General features: G+C 66.3%; 17 protein-coding genes. 15 read left to right on the top strand and 2 right to left on the bottom strand.

Going from position 1 to position 19,283, the window contains the following annotated elements:
* Window positions 1–551 precede the first annotated feature (551 nt).
* The 3 genes from IPG97_10810 (at window position 552) to IPG97_10800 (ending at window position 3,699) form a co-directional block, all read left to right on the top strand.
* Complete coding sequence (locus IPG97_10810; protein MBK6857009.1) at window positions 552–1,073, top strand: IS30 family transposase; 522 nt, start codon at window positions 552–554, stop codon at window positions 1,071–1,073.
* Complete coding sequence (locus IPG97_10805; protein ID MBK6857008.1) at window positions 1,070–1,417, top strand: IS30 family transposase; 348 nt, start codon at window positions 1,070–1,072, stop codon at window positions 1,415–1,417. Before IPG97_10810 ends, IPG97_10805 begins: the two co-directional genes overlap by 4 nt.
* Window positions 1,418–2,472: 1,055 nt before the next feature.
* Window positions 2,473–3,699, top strand: coding sequence for an IS256 family transposase (locus IPG97_10800; protein MBK6857007.1), 1,227 nt, complete (start codon window positions 2,473–2,475; stop codon window positions 3,697–3,699).
* Between the two features lie 511 nt (window positions 3,700–4,210).
* Here IPG97_10800 and IPG97_10795 read toward each other — a convergent pair.
* Window positions 4,211–5,461: a hypothetical protein gene (locus IPG97_10795; protein ID MBK6857006.1), complete on the bottom strand. Its 1,251-nt coding sequence runs from the start codon at window positions 5,459–5,461 to the stop codon at window positions 4,211–4,213.
* An 11-nt stretch (window positions 5,462–5,472) separates the two neighbouring features.
* Entirely contained in the window at window positions 5,473–7,197 is a 1,725-nt protein-coding gene (locus tag IPG97_10790; protein ID MBK6857005.1) for a DUF2142 domain-containing protein, read from the bottom strand.
* A 254-nt stretch (window positions 7,198–7,451) separates the two neighbouring features.
* Here IPG97_10790 and ndhC point away from each other — a divergent pair, with 254 nt between their 5' ends.
* The 12 genes from ndhC to IPG97_10730 all read left to right on the top strand — a co-directional run bounded on the left by ndhC (window position 7,452) and on the right by IPG97_10730 (window position 19,119).
* Complete coding sequence (gene ndhC, locus IPG97_10785; protein ID MBK6857004.1) at window positions 7,452–7,817, top strand: NADH-quinone oxidoreductase subunit A; 366 nt, start codon at window positions 7,452–7,454, stop codon at window positions 7,815–7,817.
* Window positions 7,818–7,854: 37 nt separating this feature from the next.
* Window positions 7,855–8,355 carry an NADH-quinone oxidoreductase subunit B gene (locus tag IPG97_10780; GenBank protein ID MBK6857003.1) on the top strand — a complete coding sequence of 167 codons (501 nt, stop codon included), beginning with the start codon at window positions 7,855–7,857 and terminating at the stop codon, window positions 8,353–8,355.
* Window positions 8,342–9,013, top strand: a complete 672-nt coding sequence (locus IPG97_10775; protein ID MBK6857002.1) for an NADH-quinone oxidoreductase subunit C — start codon at window positions 8,342–8,344, stop codon at window positions 9,011–9,013. The genes IPG97_10780 and IPG97_10775 overlap by 14 nt, the downstream gene beginning before the upstream one ends.
* On the top strand, window positions 9,010–10,185 hold the full coding sequence (locus IPG97_10770) for an NADH-quinone oxidoreductase subunit D (GenBank protein MBK6857001.1): 1,176 nt from the start codon (window positions 9,010–9,012) through the stop codon (window positions 10,183–10,185). Before IPG97_10775 ends, IPG97_10770 begins: the two co-directional genes overlap by 4 nt.
* A 43-nt stretch (window positions 10,186–10,228) precedes the next feature.
* A complete protein-coding gene (locus IPG97_10765; protein ID MBK6857000.1) occupies window positions 10,229–11,275 on the top strand; it encodes an NADH-quinone oxidoreductase subunit H in 1,047 nt (348 codons plus the stop codon).
* Window positions 11,276–11,506: 231 nt separating this feature from the next.
* The gene (locus IPG97_10760; GenBank protein MBK6856999.1) at window positions 11,507–11,839 is read left to right on the top strand and encodes a 4Fe-4S binding protein; all 333 of its coding nucleotides are present in this window, start codon (window positions 11,507–11,509) and stop codon (window positions 11,837–11,839) included.
* Window positions 11,836–12,375, top strand: a complete 540-nt coding sequence (locus IPG97_10755; protein ID MBK6856998.1) for an NADH-quinone oxidoreductase subunit J — start codon at window positions 11,836–11,838, stop codon at window positions 12,373–12,375. Before IPG97_10760 ends, IPG97_10755 begins: the two co-directional genes overlap by 4 nt.
* 1 nt (window position 12,376) lies before the next feature.
* Complete coding sequence (gene nuoK, locus IPG97_10750; protein ID MBK6856997.1) at window positions 12,377–12,676, top strand: NADH-quinone oxidoreductase subunit NuoK; 300 nt, start codon at window positions 12,377–12,379, stop codon at window positions 12,674–12,676.
* 7 nt (window positions 12,677–12,683) lie between these two features.
* Window positions 12,684–14,996, top strand: coding sequence for an NADH-quinone oxidoreductase subunit L (locus tag IPG97_10745; protein MBK6856996.1), 2,313 nt, complete (start codon window positions 12,684–12,686; stop codon window positions 14,994–14,996).
* Window positions 14,997–15,084: 88 nt separating this feature from the next.
* Window positions 15,085–16,569 (top strand): NADH-quinone oxidoreductase subunit M, encoded by a 1,485-nt coding sequence (locus IPG97_10740; GenBank protein ID MBK6856995.1) that lies wholly within the window; start codon window positions 15,085–15,087, stop codon window positions 16,567–16,569.
* A 3-nt stretch (window positions 16,570–16,572) separates the two neighbouring features.
* Complete coding sequence (locus tag IPG97_10735) at window positions 16,573–18,099, top strand: NADH-quinone oxidoreductase subunit N (GenBank protein ID MBK6856994.1); 1,527 nt, start codon at window positions 16,573–16,575, stop codon at window positions 18,097–18,099.
* 3 nt (window positions 18,100–18,102) lie between these two features.
* On the top strand, window positions 18,103–19,119 hold the full coding sequence (locus IPG97_10730) for an SAM-dependent methyltransferase (protein ID MBK6856993.1): 1,017 nt from the start codon (window positions 18,103–18,105) through the stop codon (window positions 19,117–19,119).
* Window positions 19,120–19,283: the final 164 nt, after the last annotated feature.

Genomic DNA, 19,283 nt, shown 5'->3' with positions numbered 1-19,283 from the left:
ACTTGTTGGCGCTGCCGCGATCGGTCTCCAGCAACAGGCCATGCGATGGCGCATCGACGCGGCGACGCGCCATCGGACGCGCCCGCGGACGCGCGCTACCGGGTCACGGCTGACTGTTGTCTCCCCTTCGGACAGGTCAGTCATCCCTGGAGGCTGCCGCCATCGGAGTACCCGGGCCGGGTCGAAAGTGTCGACCCTGGCAGGAGATCAATCGGCACGAGAAACCGCTGCATCCACGCCGCCCCAGACTTGACGCCCTCGGGATCGGAACTCCGCACGCGCATAACGGACGGGGACGGCGGGTTCAAGGGGTGACGGCAACACCGTGAGGTGATGGGTCTCCACCGGTCAGAGCGTGATGGCGGCCATGATGGCCGCTGTCTACACAGCACCCTGAACCGATGGAGAGTCCCAGCATGCCAGCTAACCCACTCACCGCGCCTGATCGTGAGCAAATCCGCGCTGGGATCGAACGCGGTGACTCCGACGCCTGTATCGCCCGCGGCTGGGACGTCATCGCAGCACGATCGCACGCGAGATCGCCTGCAACGGTGGCCGAGCCGCGTACCCCGCGACCAAAGCGCAGGTCCGAGCTGACACGGCACGATTGCGACCACAAGCACCGATGCTGGTCGCTGAACCCGGAACTGGCGTGGCAGGTGACCAAACGTCTCGTGGCCGGAGATTCGCCGATGACGATCTCGATCGAGTTGGCCCAAGGCCTCCACGGCTACACCGCCAACATCTCCCACGAAACGATCTACCAGGGCGTCTACGCCCCGAAACGTCACGGCCTGCCCACCAAGGTCTACAAGATGTTGCACCGCCGTCGTCCACGACGCCGACACACCGGTCAACGCCATAGCCAGCAACGATCCAGCGTTCTCGGCCAGTTCAACATCATTCACAACCGCCCACCCGCCGCCGAGGCACGGGCAGAGGTCGGTCACCTCGAAGGCGATCAGATCATCGGCGCCCGCAACCAGTCCGCCATCATCACCCTCGTCGACCGCAAACCCGGTACCTGTGGCTCGCCCGCCACGACACACCCAACTGTGCCTACACCGCTTTGAGCACCCAACACGCCCTCACCGCCACCCTCGAAACGATCCCACCCGAGCTGAGACTGACCCTCACCTGGGATCGCGGCAGCGAGATGGCCAACCACCCCGCCATCGCCCAAGCCACCGGAATCGACATCTACTTCTGCGACCCCCACAAACCATGGCAACGCCCAACCAACGAGAACACCAACGGCCTCATCCGACGCTGGCTCCCCAAAGGCACCGACCTCTCGATCTACACCCAAGCCGACCTCGACCGAATCGCCCACCGCATCAACACCATCCCCCGACGCTCACTCGGCTGGACCACCGCCGCCCACCACTACCATCACGCTGTCGCGATGACCGGTTGAACTCGCCGACCTAGGTCAAGGAGATTCTCGGTAGTGAGGCGTTTGTTTTTGGCGTTTCGTTTGTACAGATCCACGATCCTTGCGGAATCGGCCTGTGTTGGTGAGAACGGCAGACCTGAATGGCTGTTGGTGGCCAGGCCTTCGTGTTTCGTCGCCGACTTGGTGGAAGCGCTGACAACCGGGACAGCAACCTCATGTGATCGAATCTACCTGATCGTCTCTGGCCACTCTAAACACCTATATAATTCATGCTCGGAGTATGAGAGGTCGGTGGTTGTCAGGAACGTGGAGATGGCCTGCGCTGATCATCGGGATCTTGGTTATCGGAAGATGTTCAAAATCGCACGAAAATCCATTCGTGGCGGCGTGGTGGAAGCGGACTAGGAGAATTTCGGATCAACTGGCGAGGCGGGGCGATGGTTCAGGCGACTGCATTTTGGGTTGCATGGAAGGAGTTTCGCCGGGCGGCCTCCCTTGTGACTGTGGGGATGGTCCCACTGGTGGTGAGTGGGATCCTGGTGCCTCTTTCGGCGCTCGGCCATCTGATCTCAAGGCGAGCTACGGTAATGAACCAGTTGACGCGATCGTTTGCTGGATCTGGCAACGGGGGATCTCCACGTTGAAGGCTGAACTTCACAATGTGGTGCAGCGGCGGTTCCTGCGGGTTGGGGGTTCGATCTGGATCGGGGCTTGGGTCAGTCTGGGGCTGGCGGGCGGGGAGTTGATCGTTCTCGGGGCTGCCGGGACGTTCTATTGGTTCTGGCTCTTTGCCGGCCCGACGTGGGTAGCGCGGGTTGCCGGGCATTTGTGGTCGCAGACCTCTGTAGTGGCGGACGACCTCGGATTGCACTACGGACCCAACTTCATCCCGTGGGTGAGCGTGACTGGGGGCAGGTGCCGCCCGACGGTGCTTCACAGGGGGAAGCGGTGTTCGTTGTTGGCCCCGGAATGTATGAGTCCCCTGGCGTGGTGGGAATCGGGTCCACCATGAGGTGAGCCACCGGCGTGATCCTTGATGTGTACCTACCAAAGTGCACACGAAGGAGAACACGCCGATGGCTCTGTCTGAGTCTGCCGTTTCTGACCTGCTCGACGCGCTCCGCGTCGGGGAGGGCACCGACCTTGTCCGTGAGCTCGCCCAGTGGGCGCTCCAGCAGCTGATCGACGCGGAGGCCACTGAGAAGATCGGCGCGGACCCGTGGGAGCGCACCGATGCTCGGGTGACCTATCGCAATGGGACCCGTCCGAAGGTGCTCTCTACCAAGGCGGGGGACCTGGCGTTGACGATCCCGAAGCTGCGCAAGGGTTCGTTCTTCCCCGGGCTGCTCGAGCCCCGTCGCCGTATCGACCAGGCCCTGTACGCGGTGGTGATGGAGGCGTACGTCAACGGGGTGTCGACCCGGTCGGTCGACGACCTTGTCGCGGCGATGGGCGTCGACACCGGGATCTCCAAGTCCGAGGTCAGCCGGATCTGCGCTGGCCTCGACGAACGGGTCGAAGCGTTCCGGGGCCGCACCCTCGGCCACATAGCGTTCCCCTACGTCTACCTGGACGCCACCTACATCAACGTCCGCGATGACGCCCTGGGCCAGGTCGTGTCGAGAGCGGTGGTGATCGCAACGGGAATCACCGCAGGCGGTGACCGCGAGGTGCTCGGCGTCGACATCGGCGACAGCGAGGACGAGACGTTTTGGACCCGGTTCCTGCGCTCGCTCAAAGACCGAGGCCTGGGCGGGGTCCGGCTCGTGATCTCCGACGCCCACGCCGGGCTGAAGGCCGCGATCCGCAAGTGCTTTGCCGGGTCGAGCTGGCAGCGGTGCCGGGTCCACTTCGCCCGCAACCTGCTCGCCACGATCCCCAAAGCCCACGCCGAGTTCGTCGCCGCCGCGTTCCGGTCGATCTTCTCCCTCGGCACCGCCGAAGAGGTCTCGGCGCGCTGGGACGAGGTCGAGGCCACCCTCGCGGAGCGGTTCCCGAAGGCCGCAGCGCTCATGGCCGGCGCCAAGACCGACGTTCTCGCGTTCAGCGCGTTCCCTCGGGCGCACTGGCGCAAGATCTGGTCGAACAACCCCCTCGAGCGCCTCAACAAGGAAGTGAAACGCCGCTCGAACGTCGTGGGGATCTTCCCCAACGACGCCGCCGCGATCCGCCTCATCGGCGCGGTCCTCGCCGACCAGCACGACGAATGGGCTATAGCCCGCCGCTACCTCTCCGAAGGCTCGATGGCACTCCTCGACGACCCGCGCGACACTGACCCCGATCAGCCCGCAATCAGCGGCTGACCACATCGAGGATCACACCCTCGATTCCCACCACCCAGCGGGGCTCTGTCCCCGGAATGGTCCAGTGGCTTTCGGAATCGACTGGTTCGACGGCACGGTCTGCCGCTGTCCAGGTTTGATCGGCAGTGGCGGGAGAACGATCCGTTCGTCGAGGCCTTGAAGCGCCACCTAAGCCCGGACATCTGCGCCTCTATAGGGATCTAGGTCCGGCCAGCGTTCAAGGCCTTGACCTATGGGTCCTCAGCCTCGATCCACCGATCGAACGTGGGTCGTATTCGATTGTCCCCGGTCACCCAGGCGAATCGGGTTCTCTGTGCGGCCACCATTAGTGCTCGGCTGTCTGACGAGCTGAGGTCACAGGACTGGGCGGGGGTTCGGGGGCAGAGCCCTTTGTGGCGGAGCCCCTGAGACCTGCGGAGATCGGCTTCGCCGTTCGCAGCAGCGAAGGCGACGGCCGTCAGGCCGGCGACCGAACTCCGCCGGAAGGCTCCGCCTTTCGGTGGATCCAGGCTTAGGCGCTTCGGCTTCCCGCTGGGAGCCAGGCGGCGGCGATCACCGCTGCGGCTAGGGCGCCGGTCACTGCCAGGCCCCACGGGGTCAGGCCGACCATCCACAACACGGCGAGGATCAGACCGGCGGCACCGGCGGTGACCATCTCGCGTTGGCAGCGCATGGCATCGACCAGCGAGCCCTGTCGATCGGCCAGCAGGGCGATGACCGCGGCGGCCAGGGCCACCAGCAGTGCGACGGTGACCGCGGTCAACAGGCCTTCGGCCAGCGACGTGACGGCTCGGGCCACCGCGGCGCGGGCGCCGGGGTTGGTCACCAGATCCGGCGATGCTCCCACCACGTAGCGCACGATCGCCCTGGCCCCGGCCATGGCCACGACCACCCCGAACGCCAAGAACCCGATAGCCCGGTAGCGACGATTGGCCACCACCACCGACAACGATGCCGCCACCGCCGTCACCACGACCAGAACGACCATGGCCCGCCGGAACAACTCCAATGCCTCCTGGGCCCTGGCCACCAGGGAGTTTGCCCGGTCGATCGCATCGCCGCGGTACACCACGATCTGACCGAAGTCTTCGGGGAGCGGCCTGCCGAGGGCTTCCTCCAACGAGGCGATCTGAGCTTTCGGGTCGCCGCCCCGTTCCAGTTCCGGGAACTCGACGCTGCGGAGGATGCCGTTGTCCTGGATCATGTCGAAACCACTACCCATGAGTGGCAGCAGGTTGAGGGTGGCGGTCCCGTTCGAGGTGTTCAGCCGGGTGCTCAGCTCGCCGGTCTCGATGATCCGAACCACCTGGGCGTGGCTTTCGCGGGCGGCACCGACCACCACCTTGCGGGTTCCGTCACGGCTGAGAATGTTGACGAATCCCTCGTGTACCGCGGCCCGGACGCCGCCGGTGAAGGCGGGGGCCAGGTCGGCCTGGCTGTCGGGGAGACGGTCTCGGATCCGATCCTCGACCGAGGCCGCCTCGATCACCTGGTCGGTGAGGCGGGTGGCCAGCGCGTCGATCACGGCCGGGTCCTGAAGGGCACTGTCGACCGCGGCGGCCACGGTGTCGGTGTCATAAATGGACGACCGGGCCCAGGACCCGAGGATGGTGGCCAACAACCCGATGACGGCAAGTACGCCCAGCACCGTCGACAGCACCGAGCGGCCCCACGATCTCCTGGGCCTGGTCGTCCCGTTTGCCGGAGCGGTCACCTCGGACTCGGGGCGAGGGGCAGCTGCGTCAGTCTCGGCAGAGGCCATGGGATCCGACGCTAACGCCGCTCGGTCGAGCCGGGATCACCCGTGGTGGGTGAGGGGATCGACGGGGATGGCAGAGCCGTCGTTCTTCCCAGGGCGACGATTGCTCCGGCCAACAACGTGGCCGCCGCGCCTCGTCCGGTCGCACCCGATCGGTCTAGATGGCCGGTGACCACCACGAGGGCATGGACGTGGACCGCGGTCACCGCCGCTATCGCCGCCACTGCCAGGAAGAGGTCGAACCGAGGGCGTCTGTTAGCGGTGCTGCCCTCTGGCGATCCCGCGGTGGCCGTGGCCAGGATCACCCCGCCCACCAACAGGGGCAGCGAGTAGCGGCCCTGCCAGAAGAACCCGATCGGGGGCAGGCTCAGCCCTTCGGCGGTCACGTTCATGGCCACCCCGGCGACCAGGGTGCCCGCAGCCGTCACCGCCACCCGATTGCGGCCCTGGCGGACCAGTGTTGCCAGGCCGGCGACGACCACCGCGATGCTCACCGAGCCCCACAGGATGACCGCCCACCACGAGACGGCGCTGTCGTTGGTGCCGAACACCCCAACCATCTGGTGCAGGTACCAGGGCACCCACTCCAGGGCTCGGGCCCAGCCGCTGCCGGGTCGGTCGGGTAGGGGATAGGCCCGCCCGATGTGGGCCAGCCACAGCCCCGACATCGTCACCGAAACGGCTACCGCAGCCGCCCACCGCCGCAGGTCGGTTCGCCCGAGGAGGGACATGACCCGGGCTCGACCCAACACGACGCCACCGATGGCCACCACGGCAGCTGCGAACGCCGGTCCCAAGCCTCGACCCAAGCTCAACACCACCAGGGCCACGCCGACCCTTCGCACCAGGCTGGCCACGGTCTCCTCGTCCAACCCGAGGCGCCCCGGGCTCTCTGGTACCGGAGCACCAGCACCGCCAGCGGGCGCGATCTTGTTGTGGGTCCTGGTCACCAAGATGCTCGCTGCGTCCGGCGCACCCGAGCCGCCAACGGGGACTGACTTGGCGTTCGCCTCGCCGTCCCCCGCGCCTTCGCCCTCGCCCGCACGGTCGCCTTTGCCATCCCCCTCGCCGTCACCGTCGCCGTCGCCGGCATCAACGTGGCCGTGGACCGTCGATAGCTTCGCCGTGCCGGCGAGAACGGCCACCACGGCCCAGGCGCTGAGGGCGGCGGCGATCTCCACCGACGACGGGTTGGTGGACCCAGCCAGGTACACCACCGCGGGCGTGATGCACACCAACAGGCCGACCCCGGCCACCGAGGGGCGGGGTGCCAACGTCAGCGTGGCTGCCGCCGACGCGATGAACGCCGTGGTCAAAGCCGCGCCCACCATTCGCATGGCGTAGGCGCCGGCCCGTCCCTGATCGGCCAGGGTCGGCGCGCCGACGAGGGCGTAATAGAAGGGCTGGCCCCGGTACTGCACGGTGTCGGCTTCCACCGGGGCGGCGTCGACGGCACTCAGATCGGGGCAGTCGGGCTTGGGCAGCACCATCGCTTGTTGGGGAGCGCCGTCCACCAACGGGCCGAGGTGGCAGAGCCACTGCTGTTCGGCCGGCGCGCCGTACAGGCCCGGTACCTCGACGCGCATCAGCAGCACCGGGTCGGGACCGGTGCGTTCCCCTACCAACTGACCTCGGGCTACCGCCGCGGCCCGCCGTACCTGAGACACCTCGTCGGGGCCGGTGAACAGGGGAGTGGCCAGCGCCCACACCCCGGCTGCGGTCAGGACCAAGCCGAACACTGTCCACCACCGTCGCCGCACATTCGTGGGAGCGATGGACACAGCGCCTGGCACCTTTCGCATGGATTCGCAGGGATCTGATGGACAGCTCGAAGCGGACCCGACGGCCGCCCCGAGCGGCGCCGCTCGCCCCGGCAGGACAAGGGCGCGGAGGAGGCGCCGGCACCGGACCAACCGTAGGCGCAGCGAAGTGGCCGCGGATGTCATCGGCCGTCTTTGGCCGCTCGTGAGCGGCATCACTAAGGTTCGACACCGTGTCGGAGTTCCTTCGCGACTATCTCCTGGTCGCCATTTTCGCGGCCGTCGCCGTCGGCCTGTTGGCCGGGGTGTTGGCCCTCGGAAAGCTCATTCGACCGGTCCGCCCCCAGCGGGACAAGTATCTGAGCTACGAGAGCGGCGTCGATCCGGTGGGCAGTGGCTGGGACCAGAGCCCGGTCCGCTACTACGTGTTCGCCCTCCTCTTCGTGCTGTTCGACGTGGAGGCCGTGTTCATCTTCCCGTGGGCCATCCAGGTCGAGGCCTACGGGTGGTTCGGTGCCATCGAGATGATCGTGTTCATCGTGGTCCTGGCCCTCGGCCTGCTCTACGCCTGGCGCAAGAAGGTCCTCCAGTGGCTCTGACCTGCATCTCCTACACCACCGCCGGAGGCTGTTGACCATGGGTCTCGTAGAGAGCGGCAAGCTGCCCAAGCCGCTCACCTCGCTGCTCAACACCTCTCGCAAGTACTCCATCTGGATCTTCCAGTGGGGCCTGGCGTGCTGTGCCATCGAAATGGGTGCCGCCCTCGGTTCCCCCCGCTACGACGTGATGCGCCTTGGTGTCATCCCGTTGCCTGCCAGCCCTCGCCAGGCCGACCTGGTGTGCGTGTCGGGAACCGTCACCGACAAGATCGTCCCGGCCATTCGCCGCCTCTATGACCAGATGCCCGACCCCAAGTACGTGATCTCCATGGGTTCGTGCGCCAACTGCGGTGGCCCCTACTGGGACAGCTACTCGGTCACCAAGGGTGTCGACCAGATCATCCCCGTCGACGTGTACGTGCCTGGGTGCCCGCCCCGTCCCGAGGCCCTGCTGGAGGGCATCGTCCTGCTCCAGGAGCGCATCGGCAAGGAAGACATGGCCGAGCGCTGGAAGGGTGAACCTCTTGTCGTCTCCTGAGGCCACCGAAGCACCCGAGGCCGAGGCTGTGGTCGTCGACGACGCCCGCGAGGCGGTGCTGGCTTCTCTGCGCGAGAAGCTGGGCGACGCCGTCGTCGGCACCCACATCCGGCCCGGAGACGAGACCTGGGTTCGAGTCACCCGCGACGCTTGGCAGGAAGCCGGCTTCGTGGTCCGCGACCACCTGGGATTTCGGGCCTCCCAGTTCCTGTCGGCCATCGACTGGCTGCCCAGCCCGTTCGGCAAGGGCGAGGATTCGCCCACCGATCTTCCTCCTGAGCCCAGCACCGAGATCGTCACCGGCTACGCCGGCGGAGACACCCGCTTCCAGGTGTTCGCCCGAGCCCACTCGCTCACCGCCAAGATGGGCATCACCCTCAAGGTCGACGTGCCCGACGACGACCTCAACCTGGCCACCTGGATCCCGGTGTTCGCCGGGGCCAACTGGCACGAGCGCGAAGCCCGCGAGATGTTCGGCATCAACTTCGTGGGTCACCCCCACCCGGTGAACATCTACCTGCCCGGCGCCTTCGAGGGATACCCGCTCCGCAAGGACTTCCCGCTGCTGGCCCGCCACGTCAAGCCGTGGCCGGGCATCGTCGACATCGAACCGCTTCCGGGAGACGCCGAAGGTGGCGACGAGGAGGCCGACGCATGACCGCCATCACCGATCGTCAGAAGCTGGCCTACGCCAACGCCCAGGCCGCCGATGGGCGGGTCAACCTGGAGTTCGAGACCGAAGAGGGCATGACCCTCAACCTCGGCCCCCAGCACCCCGCCACCCACGGAACGCTGCGCATCGTGGTCAAGCTCGACGGTGAGCAGGTGCTGTCGTGCGAGCCGGTCATGGGCTACATGCACCGGGGTTACGAGAAACTGACCGAGGTCCGCAACTACCCCCAGGTCACCACCCTCATCAACCGGATCGACTGGCTGGGCAGCTTCGCCAACGAGGTGCCGTTCATCCTCGCCGCCGAGAAGCTGATGGAGATCGAGGCCCCGCCCCGGGCCCAATGGATCCGCACCGTCCTGTTCGAGCTGTCCCGCATCGCCAACATCTCGTTGTTCATCGGAGACATGGCCCTCCACATCGGGGCCATGACCGCGGCGTTCTACGCCTTCCGAGACCGTGAGTTCGTCCTCAACCAGATCGAGGCGGCCACCGGCGGACGGTTCCACCCCAACTTCGACCGCATTGGCGGCTTGAAGGACGACCTGCCCAAGGGCTGGGTGGCAGACACCAAAGCGGCCATGGAGAAGATCCGCGACTTCTGCGACCAGATGGAGACACTGGTCGAGGGCAACGAGATCTTCCAGGCCCGTACCCGTGGCATCGGGGTCATCCCCGCCGAGATCGCCCTCCAGTACGGCCTGTCCGGTGCCAACCTGCGCGCCAGCGGCGTCGACTGGGACCTGCGCCGGGATCAGCCCGTCGGGCTGGCCTGGGATCAGGTCGAATGGAACGTGATCACCCACCCCGACGGCGACTCCTTCGCCCGGTTCTGGGTCCGTCTCCAAGAGATCCGCGAAGCCTGCAACATCGTGGACCAACTCCTCGACGGCTTGCCGTCGGGCCCGTACATGGCCAAGGTTCCCCGCATCATCAAGGTGCCCGAGGGAGAAGCCTGGGTCGCCACCGAGAACCCGCTGGGCGAGATGGGCTACTACGTCGTCTCCCAGGGTGGGCTCGGTCCGTTCCGGGTCAAGATCCGCACCGCCTCGTTCAACAACGTCTCGGTGGTGCCTTGGGTGTGCCGGGGCGTGTACGTGCCCGACGTGGTCACCATCTTGGCTTCGCTCTACTTCATCCTCGGAGACATCGACCGGTGATGGTTCCCGTCCTGCGTCCGTGCCACCAGCTGGGAGGTGAGTCGTGACCGACTCCTTCCTGCTCGGGCTCGAGCTCGCCTACTGGCAGCAGTCGATCCTGCGGGTCATCGGCGTGCTGGTGGCGGTGCTGCTGCCCGCCGGCACCTTCGTCTACGTCTTCTTGTTCAAGATGGTCAGCTTCATGCAGAGCCGTCTCGGCCCCATGGAGGCCGGCCCCTACGGCTCGATGCAGCTCCTGGCCGAGGTCGGCAAGTGGCTCCAGAAGGAAGACATCATCCCCGAACGGGCCGACCGGGCCCTGTTCAAGGCCGCCCCCTACCTGGTGGTGGCCACCGTGCTGCTCACCTACATGGTGGTGCCGTTCGGTCCCGACCTGCACCTCGCCAACTTCGACACCGGCATCTTCTTCGCCCTGGCTGTCTCGTCGATCAGCTCCCTCGGCGTGCTTCTGGCGGGCTGGTCCTCGGCCAACAAGTACTCGCTGATCGGTGGTCTGCGGGCCGCCGGGCAGCTCATCGCCTACGAGCTGCCCATGATCCTGGCCGTGGTCGGCGTGGTCATCCAGGCCGGCACCATGAACATGTCGGGGATCGTGGCCGCCCAGGCCGGGGGGTCGATCTTCGGGGTCGACATAATCGGCAACCCGTTCTTCATCACCCAGTTCGTCGGGTTCGTGATCTTCATGATCGCGGTGCAGGCCGAGCTGGGTCAGACCCCCTTCGACATGCCCATCGCCGAATCCGAGCTGGTCACCGGCTACCTCACCGAATACTCCGGTCTGCGGTTCCTGCTGTTCTTCATCGGTGAGTTCGCCGCCGCTGGCGCCTTCTCGGCCATCGCCGCCACCCTCTTCCTCGGCGGCTGGGCCGTGCCCTCGGCCTGGGTCGAGCTGGACAACAACATGATGAACCTGCTCGGTCCGATCATCTTGCTCACCAAGATGATGCTGATCGGCGGGTTCATCTTCTTCATCCGGTTCACCTATCCCCGTTTCCGAGAGGACCAGCTCCAGAAGCTGGCGTGGACCGTGCTGATCCCGATCTCGTTGGCGAACATCCTCGTCACCACCATCTTGAAGGTCGCGTTCTGATGGGCCGTAACGACAACGTCTCCAAGCTCCCGGGCCTGATCCAGGGCATGGGTGTCACCTTCCAGGAGATGACCCAGACGCTGTGGCCCGGTGAAGGCCTCAAGCGCTTCGCCCAGCCGCCGTCGCCCTCCAAGGGTGCCGCCACCGTGCAGTACCCCCCACGAGAAGGAAGCGCCGCCCACCCGGGCCCGCGGCGTCATCGCCCTCCAAGAAGAGAACTGCACCGCCTGCATGTTGTGCGTGCGTAGCTGCCCCGACTGGTGCATCTACATCGAGGCCCACAAGGTCAAGGCCCCGCCCCGTCGGGCCGGGGGCAAGGAACGCACCGTTTCGGCGCTCGACCGCTTCGACATCGACTACTCGCTGTGCATGTACTGCGGCATCTGCGTCGAGGTGTGCCCGTTCGAAGCCATCTTCTGGAGCCCCGAGTTCGAGTACTCCGAGCCTCGCATCGCCGACCTCATCCATGACAAGACCCGCCTCGGCGAGTGGATGGAGACCGTGCCCGACTTCGAGCCCTACGAAGCAGGCGCCGAGGCCAAGGTCAAGAAGGTGCCCCGATGAGCCTGCTCCTCGCCGCGGCCCAGAACGCCGACGCACCGATGCTGGTGGCCCAGAACGTGGCCTTCGGCATCATCGCCGCCATGATGGTGTTCGGTGCCATCCGGGTGGTGACCACCTCCAACGTGGTCCATGCCGCCGTCTATCTGGTGATGGTGCTCGCCGGCGCCGCCGCCCAGTTCATCCTGCTGGGCGCCGAGTTCGTGGCCGTCACCCAGGTGATGGTCTACATCGGCGCCATCGTGGTGCTGTTCCTGTTCGGCATCATGCTCACCCGGGCGCCCATGCTCGGCACCGAGAAGCTGAGCCGGGACAACTGGCTCGTCGGAGCCGGAACCGCACTGGTCATGTTCGGCGTGCTGGTCTACGTACTCATCGACGGGTTCTCGGGAGACAAGCTCCCCGCCCACCTGATGCCCACCGACACCCGGGCCGTGTCAGACGCCATCTTCAGCGTCTACCTCGTGCCCTTCGAAGTGATCTCGGTGCTCCTGCTGGCCGCGCTCATCGGCGCCATCGTGATCGCCCGGAGGGACTGACGTGCTGCTCAACCAGTTCCTGATCCTGGCCGCCGTACTGTTCTGCACCGGGGTCTACGGCGTGATCTCCCGCCGCAACGGGGTCCTCGTCCTGATGTCGATCGAGCTCATCTTGAACTCGGTCAACATCAACCTGGTGGCCTTCAGCGCCATGACCGGGGCCGTATCCGGCCAGGTCTTCGCCCTGTTCGTCATCGCCGTGGCCGCCGCCGAGGTCGGTGTCGGCCTGGCGATCGTGCTGGCCATATTCCGCAACTTCCGAACCGTCGACATCGATGAAGTCGACCTCATGAAGGGCTGACGCCGGCATGCTCACCCACGCCTGGATCATCCCCCTCATCCCGGCCATCTCCTTCCTACTGATCCTGGCGATCGGCAAGAAGCTGCCCCGAGGCGGCTCCGAGATCGGCATCGCCTCGGTTTCGATCTGCTTCGTCCTGGCTCTCGGCGTGGCGTCGGGCTGGATCGGCCGGGTCAACCACCCGCCGGTCACCGCTCACGGAACCGAGACGCCCGCGGCTGAAGGCCACGGCACCGAGCCGGCCGCCGAGGGCGACCACGCCACCGAGCCCGCGGCCGAAGAGCCCGCCGCCGAAGGCGATCACGCCACCGAACCGGCGGGCGAAGAACCGGCCACCGAACCCGCGGCCGAGACCACCACCGAGGACCACGGCGCCGCCGGCTCCACCGAGGAACGCCTGCCCGTGGCATCTGAGGGTGCCGAAGGTGGCGAGGAAGCCCACCACTCCACCCCGCCGGTGGTGCGGGAGATGACCTGGTTCCAGAGCAACGGCGTGAAGTTCCCGGTCGGCACCATGATCGACGGGCTCAGCACCGTGATGTTGGTGGTCGTCACCCTCATCTCACTGCTGGTCCACGTCTTCTCCACCGACTACGTGGCCGGCGACCGGCGCTACACCCACTACTTCGCCTTCCTCAGCCTGTTCACCGCCTCGATGCTGTTCTTCGTGCTGTCCTCCAGCACGCTCCAGATGATCGTGGGCTGGGAGCTGGTGGGCCTGTGCTCGTTCGGGCTCATCGGTCACTGGTGGGAGGAGAAGCCCAACTCCGACGCCGCCCTCAAGGCCTTCCTCACCAACCGGGTCGGAGACATCGGTCTGCTGTGCGGGATGATCATCTTGTACTTCGCCGCCGGCGGCACCTTCAGCGTCATCGACATCAACACCATGGCCAACCAGGGGGAGATCCGCCACTTCCTGCTGCTGGTGGCATCGCTGTCGCTGATCACCGCGGTCATGTCCAAGTCGGGTCAGTTCGTGCTCCACACCTGGCTGCCCGACGCCATGGCCGGACCGACCCCGGTGTCGGCGCTCATCCACGCCGCCACCATGGTGGTGGCCGGCATCTACATGGTGGCCCGCCTCTACGGCGTCTTCTTCAACGGCCTGTCCATCGGTACCGGCAACATCAACGCCCTCGCCGTGGTCGGGTCGGTGACCCTGCTGTTCGGGGCCCTGCTGGCCTTCGTGCAGAGCGACATCAAGAAGGTGTTGGCCTACTCGACGGTCAGCCAGCTCGGCTACATGGTGATGGCCCTCGGGGTCGGGGCTTGGACCGCGGCCATCTTCCACCTCTTCACCCACGCCTTCTTCAAGGCCTGCCTGTTCTTGGGTTCGGGGTCGCTGGCCCACCACATCCACTCCTTCGACTTCAAGAAGGACATGGGCGGCATGCGCAAGACCATGCCCCGGACCTTCGCCACCTTCGTCATCGGCACCGCGGCGCTGATGGGCGTTCCCCTCATTACCTCGGGCTTCTGGTCCAAGGACGAGATCCTGGCCGGTGCCTCCATGCTGGGCGGCAACGGTGAGGGCTACACCTTCGCCCTGGTCATGGGCCTCATGGGTGCGGTCATGACCTGTGCCTACATGACCCGACTCATGTGGTACGTGTTCTGGGGCGAGCCCCGGGGCAAGTCGGCCGAGCACCAGCTCCACGAGAACGGCCCCCGCATCGTGGTGCCGTTGATGATCCTGGCCTTCCTGGCCATCACCTCGGGCTGGACCAACCTGCCCGAGAAGGTGTTCGGCATCTCGGTGCCGTCGGGCTGGGCCCTGCGCTTCGAACACTTCATCGAGCCCACCGACGTGTACTTCCCGTCGGCCGAGAACGGCTTCCACCACCCCGAGTTCGTTCCTTGGATCGCCTTGGTATCGCTGCTGGCCATCGTCGTCGGTGCCGGCTCGGCGTACCTGTGGTACTGGAAGGGCCTCGGACCCCACGGCCTCACCGAACGGAACCGCTTCGCCCGGGCCGGGTACCGGATCCTCGAGAACAAGTACGGCCTCGACATCTTGTACACCGATTGGATCGCCGGCTCGTTCAAGGGGCCGATCGCCCGCAGCGCCAACTGGTTCAACCAGAACGTGCTCGACGGGGTGGTCAATGCCGTTGGGCACTCCGCCCGCCGCGGTGGTGAGCTCGTATACCGCTACATCGACCAGGGCGTGGTCGACGGGGCGGTGAACGCATCGGGAGCCGGCGCCGAAGGTGCCGGTGAGATCCTGCGCAAGACCCAGACCGGCAAGGTCCAGGTCTACGGCGCCTACCTGTTCGTTGGAGCGGCTGTGCTGGCCGCCATTTTCGTGATCGCTAGTTGAGGACGAGGGAGTCGAAACCGTGAAGGACCTGCTCAACGGCTGGGGTGCCACCGCCGTCGTGTTCCTACCTCTGGTGGGGGCGGCGGTGATGCTGGCCATCCCGAAGACTGAGGAGACCCTGCACAAGGTGGTGGCGCTGGCCACCAGCCTGGTGGTGTTCGGTGTCGGTGTCGCCCTGCTGGCGAACTTCGACTACGACCACGGCGCCACGTTGCAGTTCTTCCAGGACAAGACATGGATCGAGGTGATCAACAGCCGCTACATCATGGGCATCGACGGCATCTCGCTGCCGCTCATCGCCCTGACGGTGTTCGTGGTGCCGTTGGTGATCGTGTACTCGTGGGACCACTTCCCCGAGCCCCACAACCCCAAGGTCTTCCTGATCCTCATCCTGATCCTCGAGACCGGGATGATCGGCAGCTTCGTGGCCCAGGACCTGCTCCTGTTCTTCGTCTTCTTCGAGTTCGTGCTGCTGCCGATGTACTTCATGATCGGTGTGTTCGGTGGTGAGCAGCGCAAGTACGCGTCGCTCAAGTTCTTCCTCTACACCGCCTTCGGTTCGGCCTTGATGATCGTGGCCATCCTGGCCACCTACTTCTTGTCGCCCGAGATCAGCATCGGCGGCGAGATGCGCCACACCTTCTCCATGGTCGCCTTGAGCGAATGGGGCGGATCCACCCTGGCCAAGAACACCGCCATCTTGATCTTCGGTGGCTTCTTCATGGGCTTCGGCATCAAGGTGCCGATGTTCCCGTTCCACACCTGGCTGCCCGACGCCCACACCCAGGCCCCCACCCAGGGTTCGGTCATCCTGGCCGCCGTGCTGCTGAAGCTCGGAACCTACGGGTTCGTGCGCATCGCCATCCCGATCCTGCCCGAAGGGGCCAAGTGGTGGGCGCCGATCATCGGCGGCTTGGCCGTCATCGGCATCATCTACGGTGCCTTGGGCTGTCTGGCCCAGACCGACATGAAGCGTCTCATCGCCTTCTCATCGGTGGCCCACATGGGTTACGTGATGCTGGGCATCGCCACCCTCACACCGTTCGGCATCAATGCCGCCATCTTCGGCATGGTTGCCCACGGCCTCATCACCGGGATGCTGTTCTTCATCGCCGGTTCGGTGAAGGACCGGTTCCACACCCTCGAGATCAAGCGGCTTGGTGGCTTGCTGCTCCAGGCCCCTCACATGGGCTGGTTGCTCGGCTTCAGCGCCATGGCCTCTCTCGGCCTGCCCGGTCTGGCCGGCTTCTGGGGTGAGTTCCCGGCCATCTTGTCGGCCTACAACCCTGGCGCCGGACTGAGCGAAGAGCTGTTCCGGGTGTACATGGTGGTGGCCGCCATCGGAACCGTGCTCGCCGCCGGCTACCTCCTCTGGCTCCTCCAGCGGGTGGCGTTCGGTACTCCCACCGAGGAGTTCGAGCACGAGCACATCCACGACATGCACCTCACCGACTACCTCGCGTGGGCGCCCATGATCCTCTTCATCGTGGTGCTGGGCGTCTACCCCAACCTGATCTTCCGGGTCACCGACGCGGCCGTGATCCACAGCCTGGCCGCCCTGGGCGGGAACTGACCCATGTCTTCCGTCCTCCTCGCCGCGGCCGGCGGTTTCGTCCGGCCAGACATCGACTGGCACGCGCTCGCCCCGGAGCTGGTCATCCTGGCCACCCTGGTGATCTGCCTGCTGATCGACGTCTTCACCGACGAGGGCAGCCGTTGGACGGCGTCGTCGTTCGCCGGCATCGGCATGTTGGCGGCCGTGGTGCCGCTGCTCACCCTGCACATGCGTGACGCCGATGCCGGCGTGATGTTCGGGGGCGGCTACGTCGTCGACGACTTCTCGCTGGTGCTCAAGGGCCTGTTCCTGGTGGCCGGCTACATCACCGTCCTGATCTCGACCAACCAGATCGCCGAGGGTGACTACCCCGAAGGCGAGTACTACCAACTGCTGTTGGCCGCGGTGTTCGGCATGATGGTCATGTCGTCGTCTCGGGACCTGATCACCATCTTCGTGGCCTTCGAGATGCTCTCGATCCCCACTTACCTGCTGGCCGCCTGGCGCAAGCGCACCCAGACCGGCATCGAAGCCGGCATGAAGTACTACCTGATGGGCGTGTTCGCCACCGGCGTGATGCTCTACGGCATGTCGCTGATCTTCGGCGGCACCGGGACCACGCTGATCTCCGAGATCGGCGTGCAGGTGGCCGGCTCGTTCGGCCAGAAGCCCGTCGCCGTGCTGGGCATCATCTTCACGCTGGTCGGGTTCGCCTTCAAGGTGTCGGCCGTGCCGTTCCAGAACTGGGCCCCCGACACCTACGAGGGTGCGCCCACCCCGGTCACCGCCTTCTTGTCGGTGGCGTCGAAGTCGGCTGGCTTCGTGGCCATGCTCCAGTTGGTGTTCATCGGCTTCTTCGGTCGTGCCGACGTGATCCGGCCGTTCATGTTCATCCTGGCCGTGCTCACCATGACCGTGGGCAACGTGATCGCCCTGCGTCAGACCAACGTGGTGCGCCTGTTCGCCTACTCGTCGGTGGCCCAGGCCGGCTTCATCCTGGCCCCGTTGGCCGCGGTGGGTGCCGGCGATGCCGGAACCTCGTCTCAGGTGCTGTCGTCGATCGTGCTGTACCTGCTGATCTACACGGTGGTGAACCTCGGCGCCTTTGCCGTGATCATCACCGTCAGCCGGCGCACCCGATCGGGTGAACTGGCCAGCTGGGGCGGGCTGTTCAGTTATGCCCCCGGCCTGGCCGTGGCCATGGCCGTGTTCCTGTTCGCTCTCGGTGGTATCCCGCCGGCCGTCGGCTGGTTCGCCAAGTTCCAGCTGTTCACCGCCGTGGTCAGCGCCCACACCGCACTGGCCTACGCCGCCGCGGTGGCCATGGCGGTCAACTCGGTCATCAGCCTCGGGTACTACCTGGGTGTCATGCGCACCATGTTCATGGACGACGTCCCCGACGGTGACACCACGCCGGTGCGGATCCCCGTGGCGCTGGCCGCTGCTGTCGGTGTCACCTTGGCCGTCACCGTGGTGGTCGGTGTGATGCCCAACCTGGTGGCCGACCTGGCCGACCACGCCACCTTCACCCTGTCCCTGGGCAAGTAGTCGGTGGAGCCGGCACCCGAGCCGGTGCCGGGCCGTTCCGGACCGCTCGAAGCAGCGATCCTCGCCCACATCGCTGACGGTGGGCCCATCGGTTACGACGAGTTCATGGCCCACGCCCTGTACACGCCAGAGGTGGGTTTCTATGCGGGTGGGTCAGGGGCAGGTCGACGCCGGGACTTCCTGACCAGCCCCGAGGTGGGCCCGTTGTTCGGAGCGGTGATGGCCCGGGCCCTCGACTCCTGGTGGGACGAGCTCGGATCTCCGGCCTCGTTCGTCTTGGTCGAGGCCGGAGCCGGTCCGGGGACGCTGGCCCGGGCCATGAGGGCAGCCTCACCCCGGTGTCTCGACGCCCTTCACCACGTTCTGGTCGAGGTCGCCGAGGTCCAGTGGGCCAGTCATCCCGATGGCGTGGACACGCGCCCCGACATGCCGGCGCCGGGGGAGCTGCTCCCCGGTCCGGTGGTGATCCTCGCCAACGAGCTGCTCGACAACCTTCCGTTCGCCCTGGTGGAGCTCGGGGACCAGGGGTGGGTGGAGGTCACCGTCGACGTCGGCCAGGTACCTGGCCGAGAGGTCGTCGACGCGCTCCACGGCGAACAACCGGTGCCGACGCTGGTGGAGGGCTACCGGCCGCTGCCGGCCACACAACGGGCGTGGTGCGCTCATCAGGGTGGGAACCCGGTACTCGGGGCCCGCTTCCCGGTCCACCACGAGGCCGGGCACTGGCTGGCATCAGCCATTGACCTCACCCGGTCCGAGGGCGGGCGGGTGGTGGTGATCGACTACATGTCCACCTCGGCTGAGATGGCTCGAAGGCCGTGGACGGAGTGGCTGCGCACCTACGCATCCCACCAGCGGGCCGGATCACCGCTAGAAGCACCTGGATCGTGTGATATCACCACCGAGGTCGCCCTCGATCAGCTCCTGGTGGTGGCCGAGGCGGCCACCCACCGGTCCCAGGCCGAGTTCCTCGAGGCCCACGGGATCGACGACCTGGTGACCCAAGGTCGGAGCTGGTGAGCCGATGGCGGCATCAGGGGCGGTCGCCAGGCACTGGAGGGGGCCAGTCGGATACGAGAAGCCGAGGCATTGGTCGATCCCGATGGCCTGGGCGGGTTCACGGTGGCCGAATGGGTCACCACGCCGGCCACGACCACCCCCTGCGTTTGAGCGAGCACGACCGC

It is taken from the genome of Microthrixaceae bacterium (assembly GCA_016702505.1).
Taxonomy (GTDB): domain Bacteria; phylum Actinomycetota; class Acidimicrobiia; order Acidimicrobiales; family Iamiaceae; genus Aquihabitans.
The sequence above is the reverse complement of the archived record's forward strand: the minus strand, read 5'-3'. Positions and strand labels throughout refer to the sequence as shown.

Bases quoted from the DNA above. Each gene is read 5' to 3' on its own strand.
- IPG97_10795 (MBK6857006.1), bottom strand. From the start codon at position 5,461: ATGGCCTCTGCCGAGACTGACGCAGCTGCCCCTCGCCCCGAGTCCGAG.
- IPG97_10735 (MBK6856994.1), top strand. From the start codon at position 16,573: ATGTCTTCCGTCCTCCTCGCCGCGGCCGGCGGTTTCGTCCGGCCAGAC.
- IPG97_10770 (MBK6857001.1), top strand. From the start codon at position 9,010: ATGACCGCCATCACCGATCGTCAGAAGCTGGCCTACGCCAACGCCCAG.
- IPG97_10800 (MBK6857007.1), top strand. From the start codon at position 2,473: ATGGCTCTGTCTGAGTCTGCCGTTTCTGACCTGCTCGACGCGCTCCGC.
- IPG97_10740 (MBK6856995.1), top strand. From the start codon at position 15,085: ATGCTGGCCATCCCGAAGACTGAGGAGACCCTGCACAAGGTGGTGGCG.
- IPG97_10745 (MBK6856996.1), top strand. From the start codon at position 12,684: ATGCTCACCCACGCCTGGATCATCCCCCTCATCCCGGCCATCTCCTTC.
- IPG97_10755 (MBK6856998.1), top strand. From the start codon at position 11,836: ATGAGCCTGCTCCTCGCCGCGGCCCAGAACGCCGACGCACCGATGCTG.
- IPG97_10760 (MBK6856999.1), top strand. From the start codon at position 11,507: ATGTTGTGCGTGCGTAGCTGCCCCGACTGGTGCATCTACATCGAGGCC.
- IPG97_10780 (MBK6857003.1), top strand. From the start codon at position 7,855: ATGGGTCTCGTAGAGAGCGGCAAGCTGCCCAAGCCGCTCACCTCGCTG.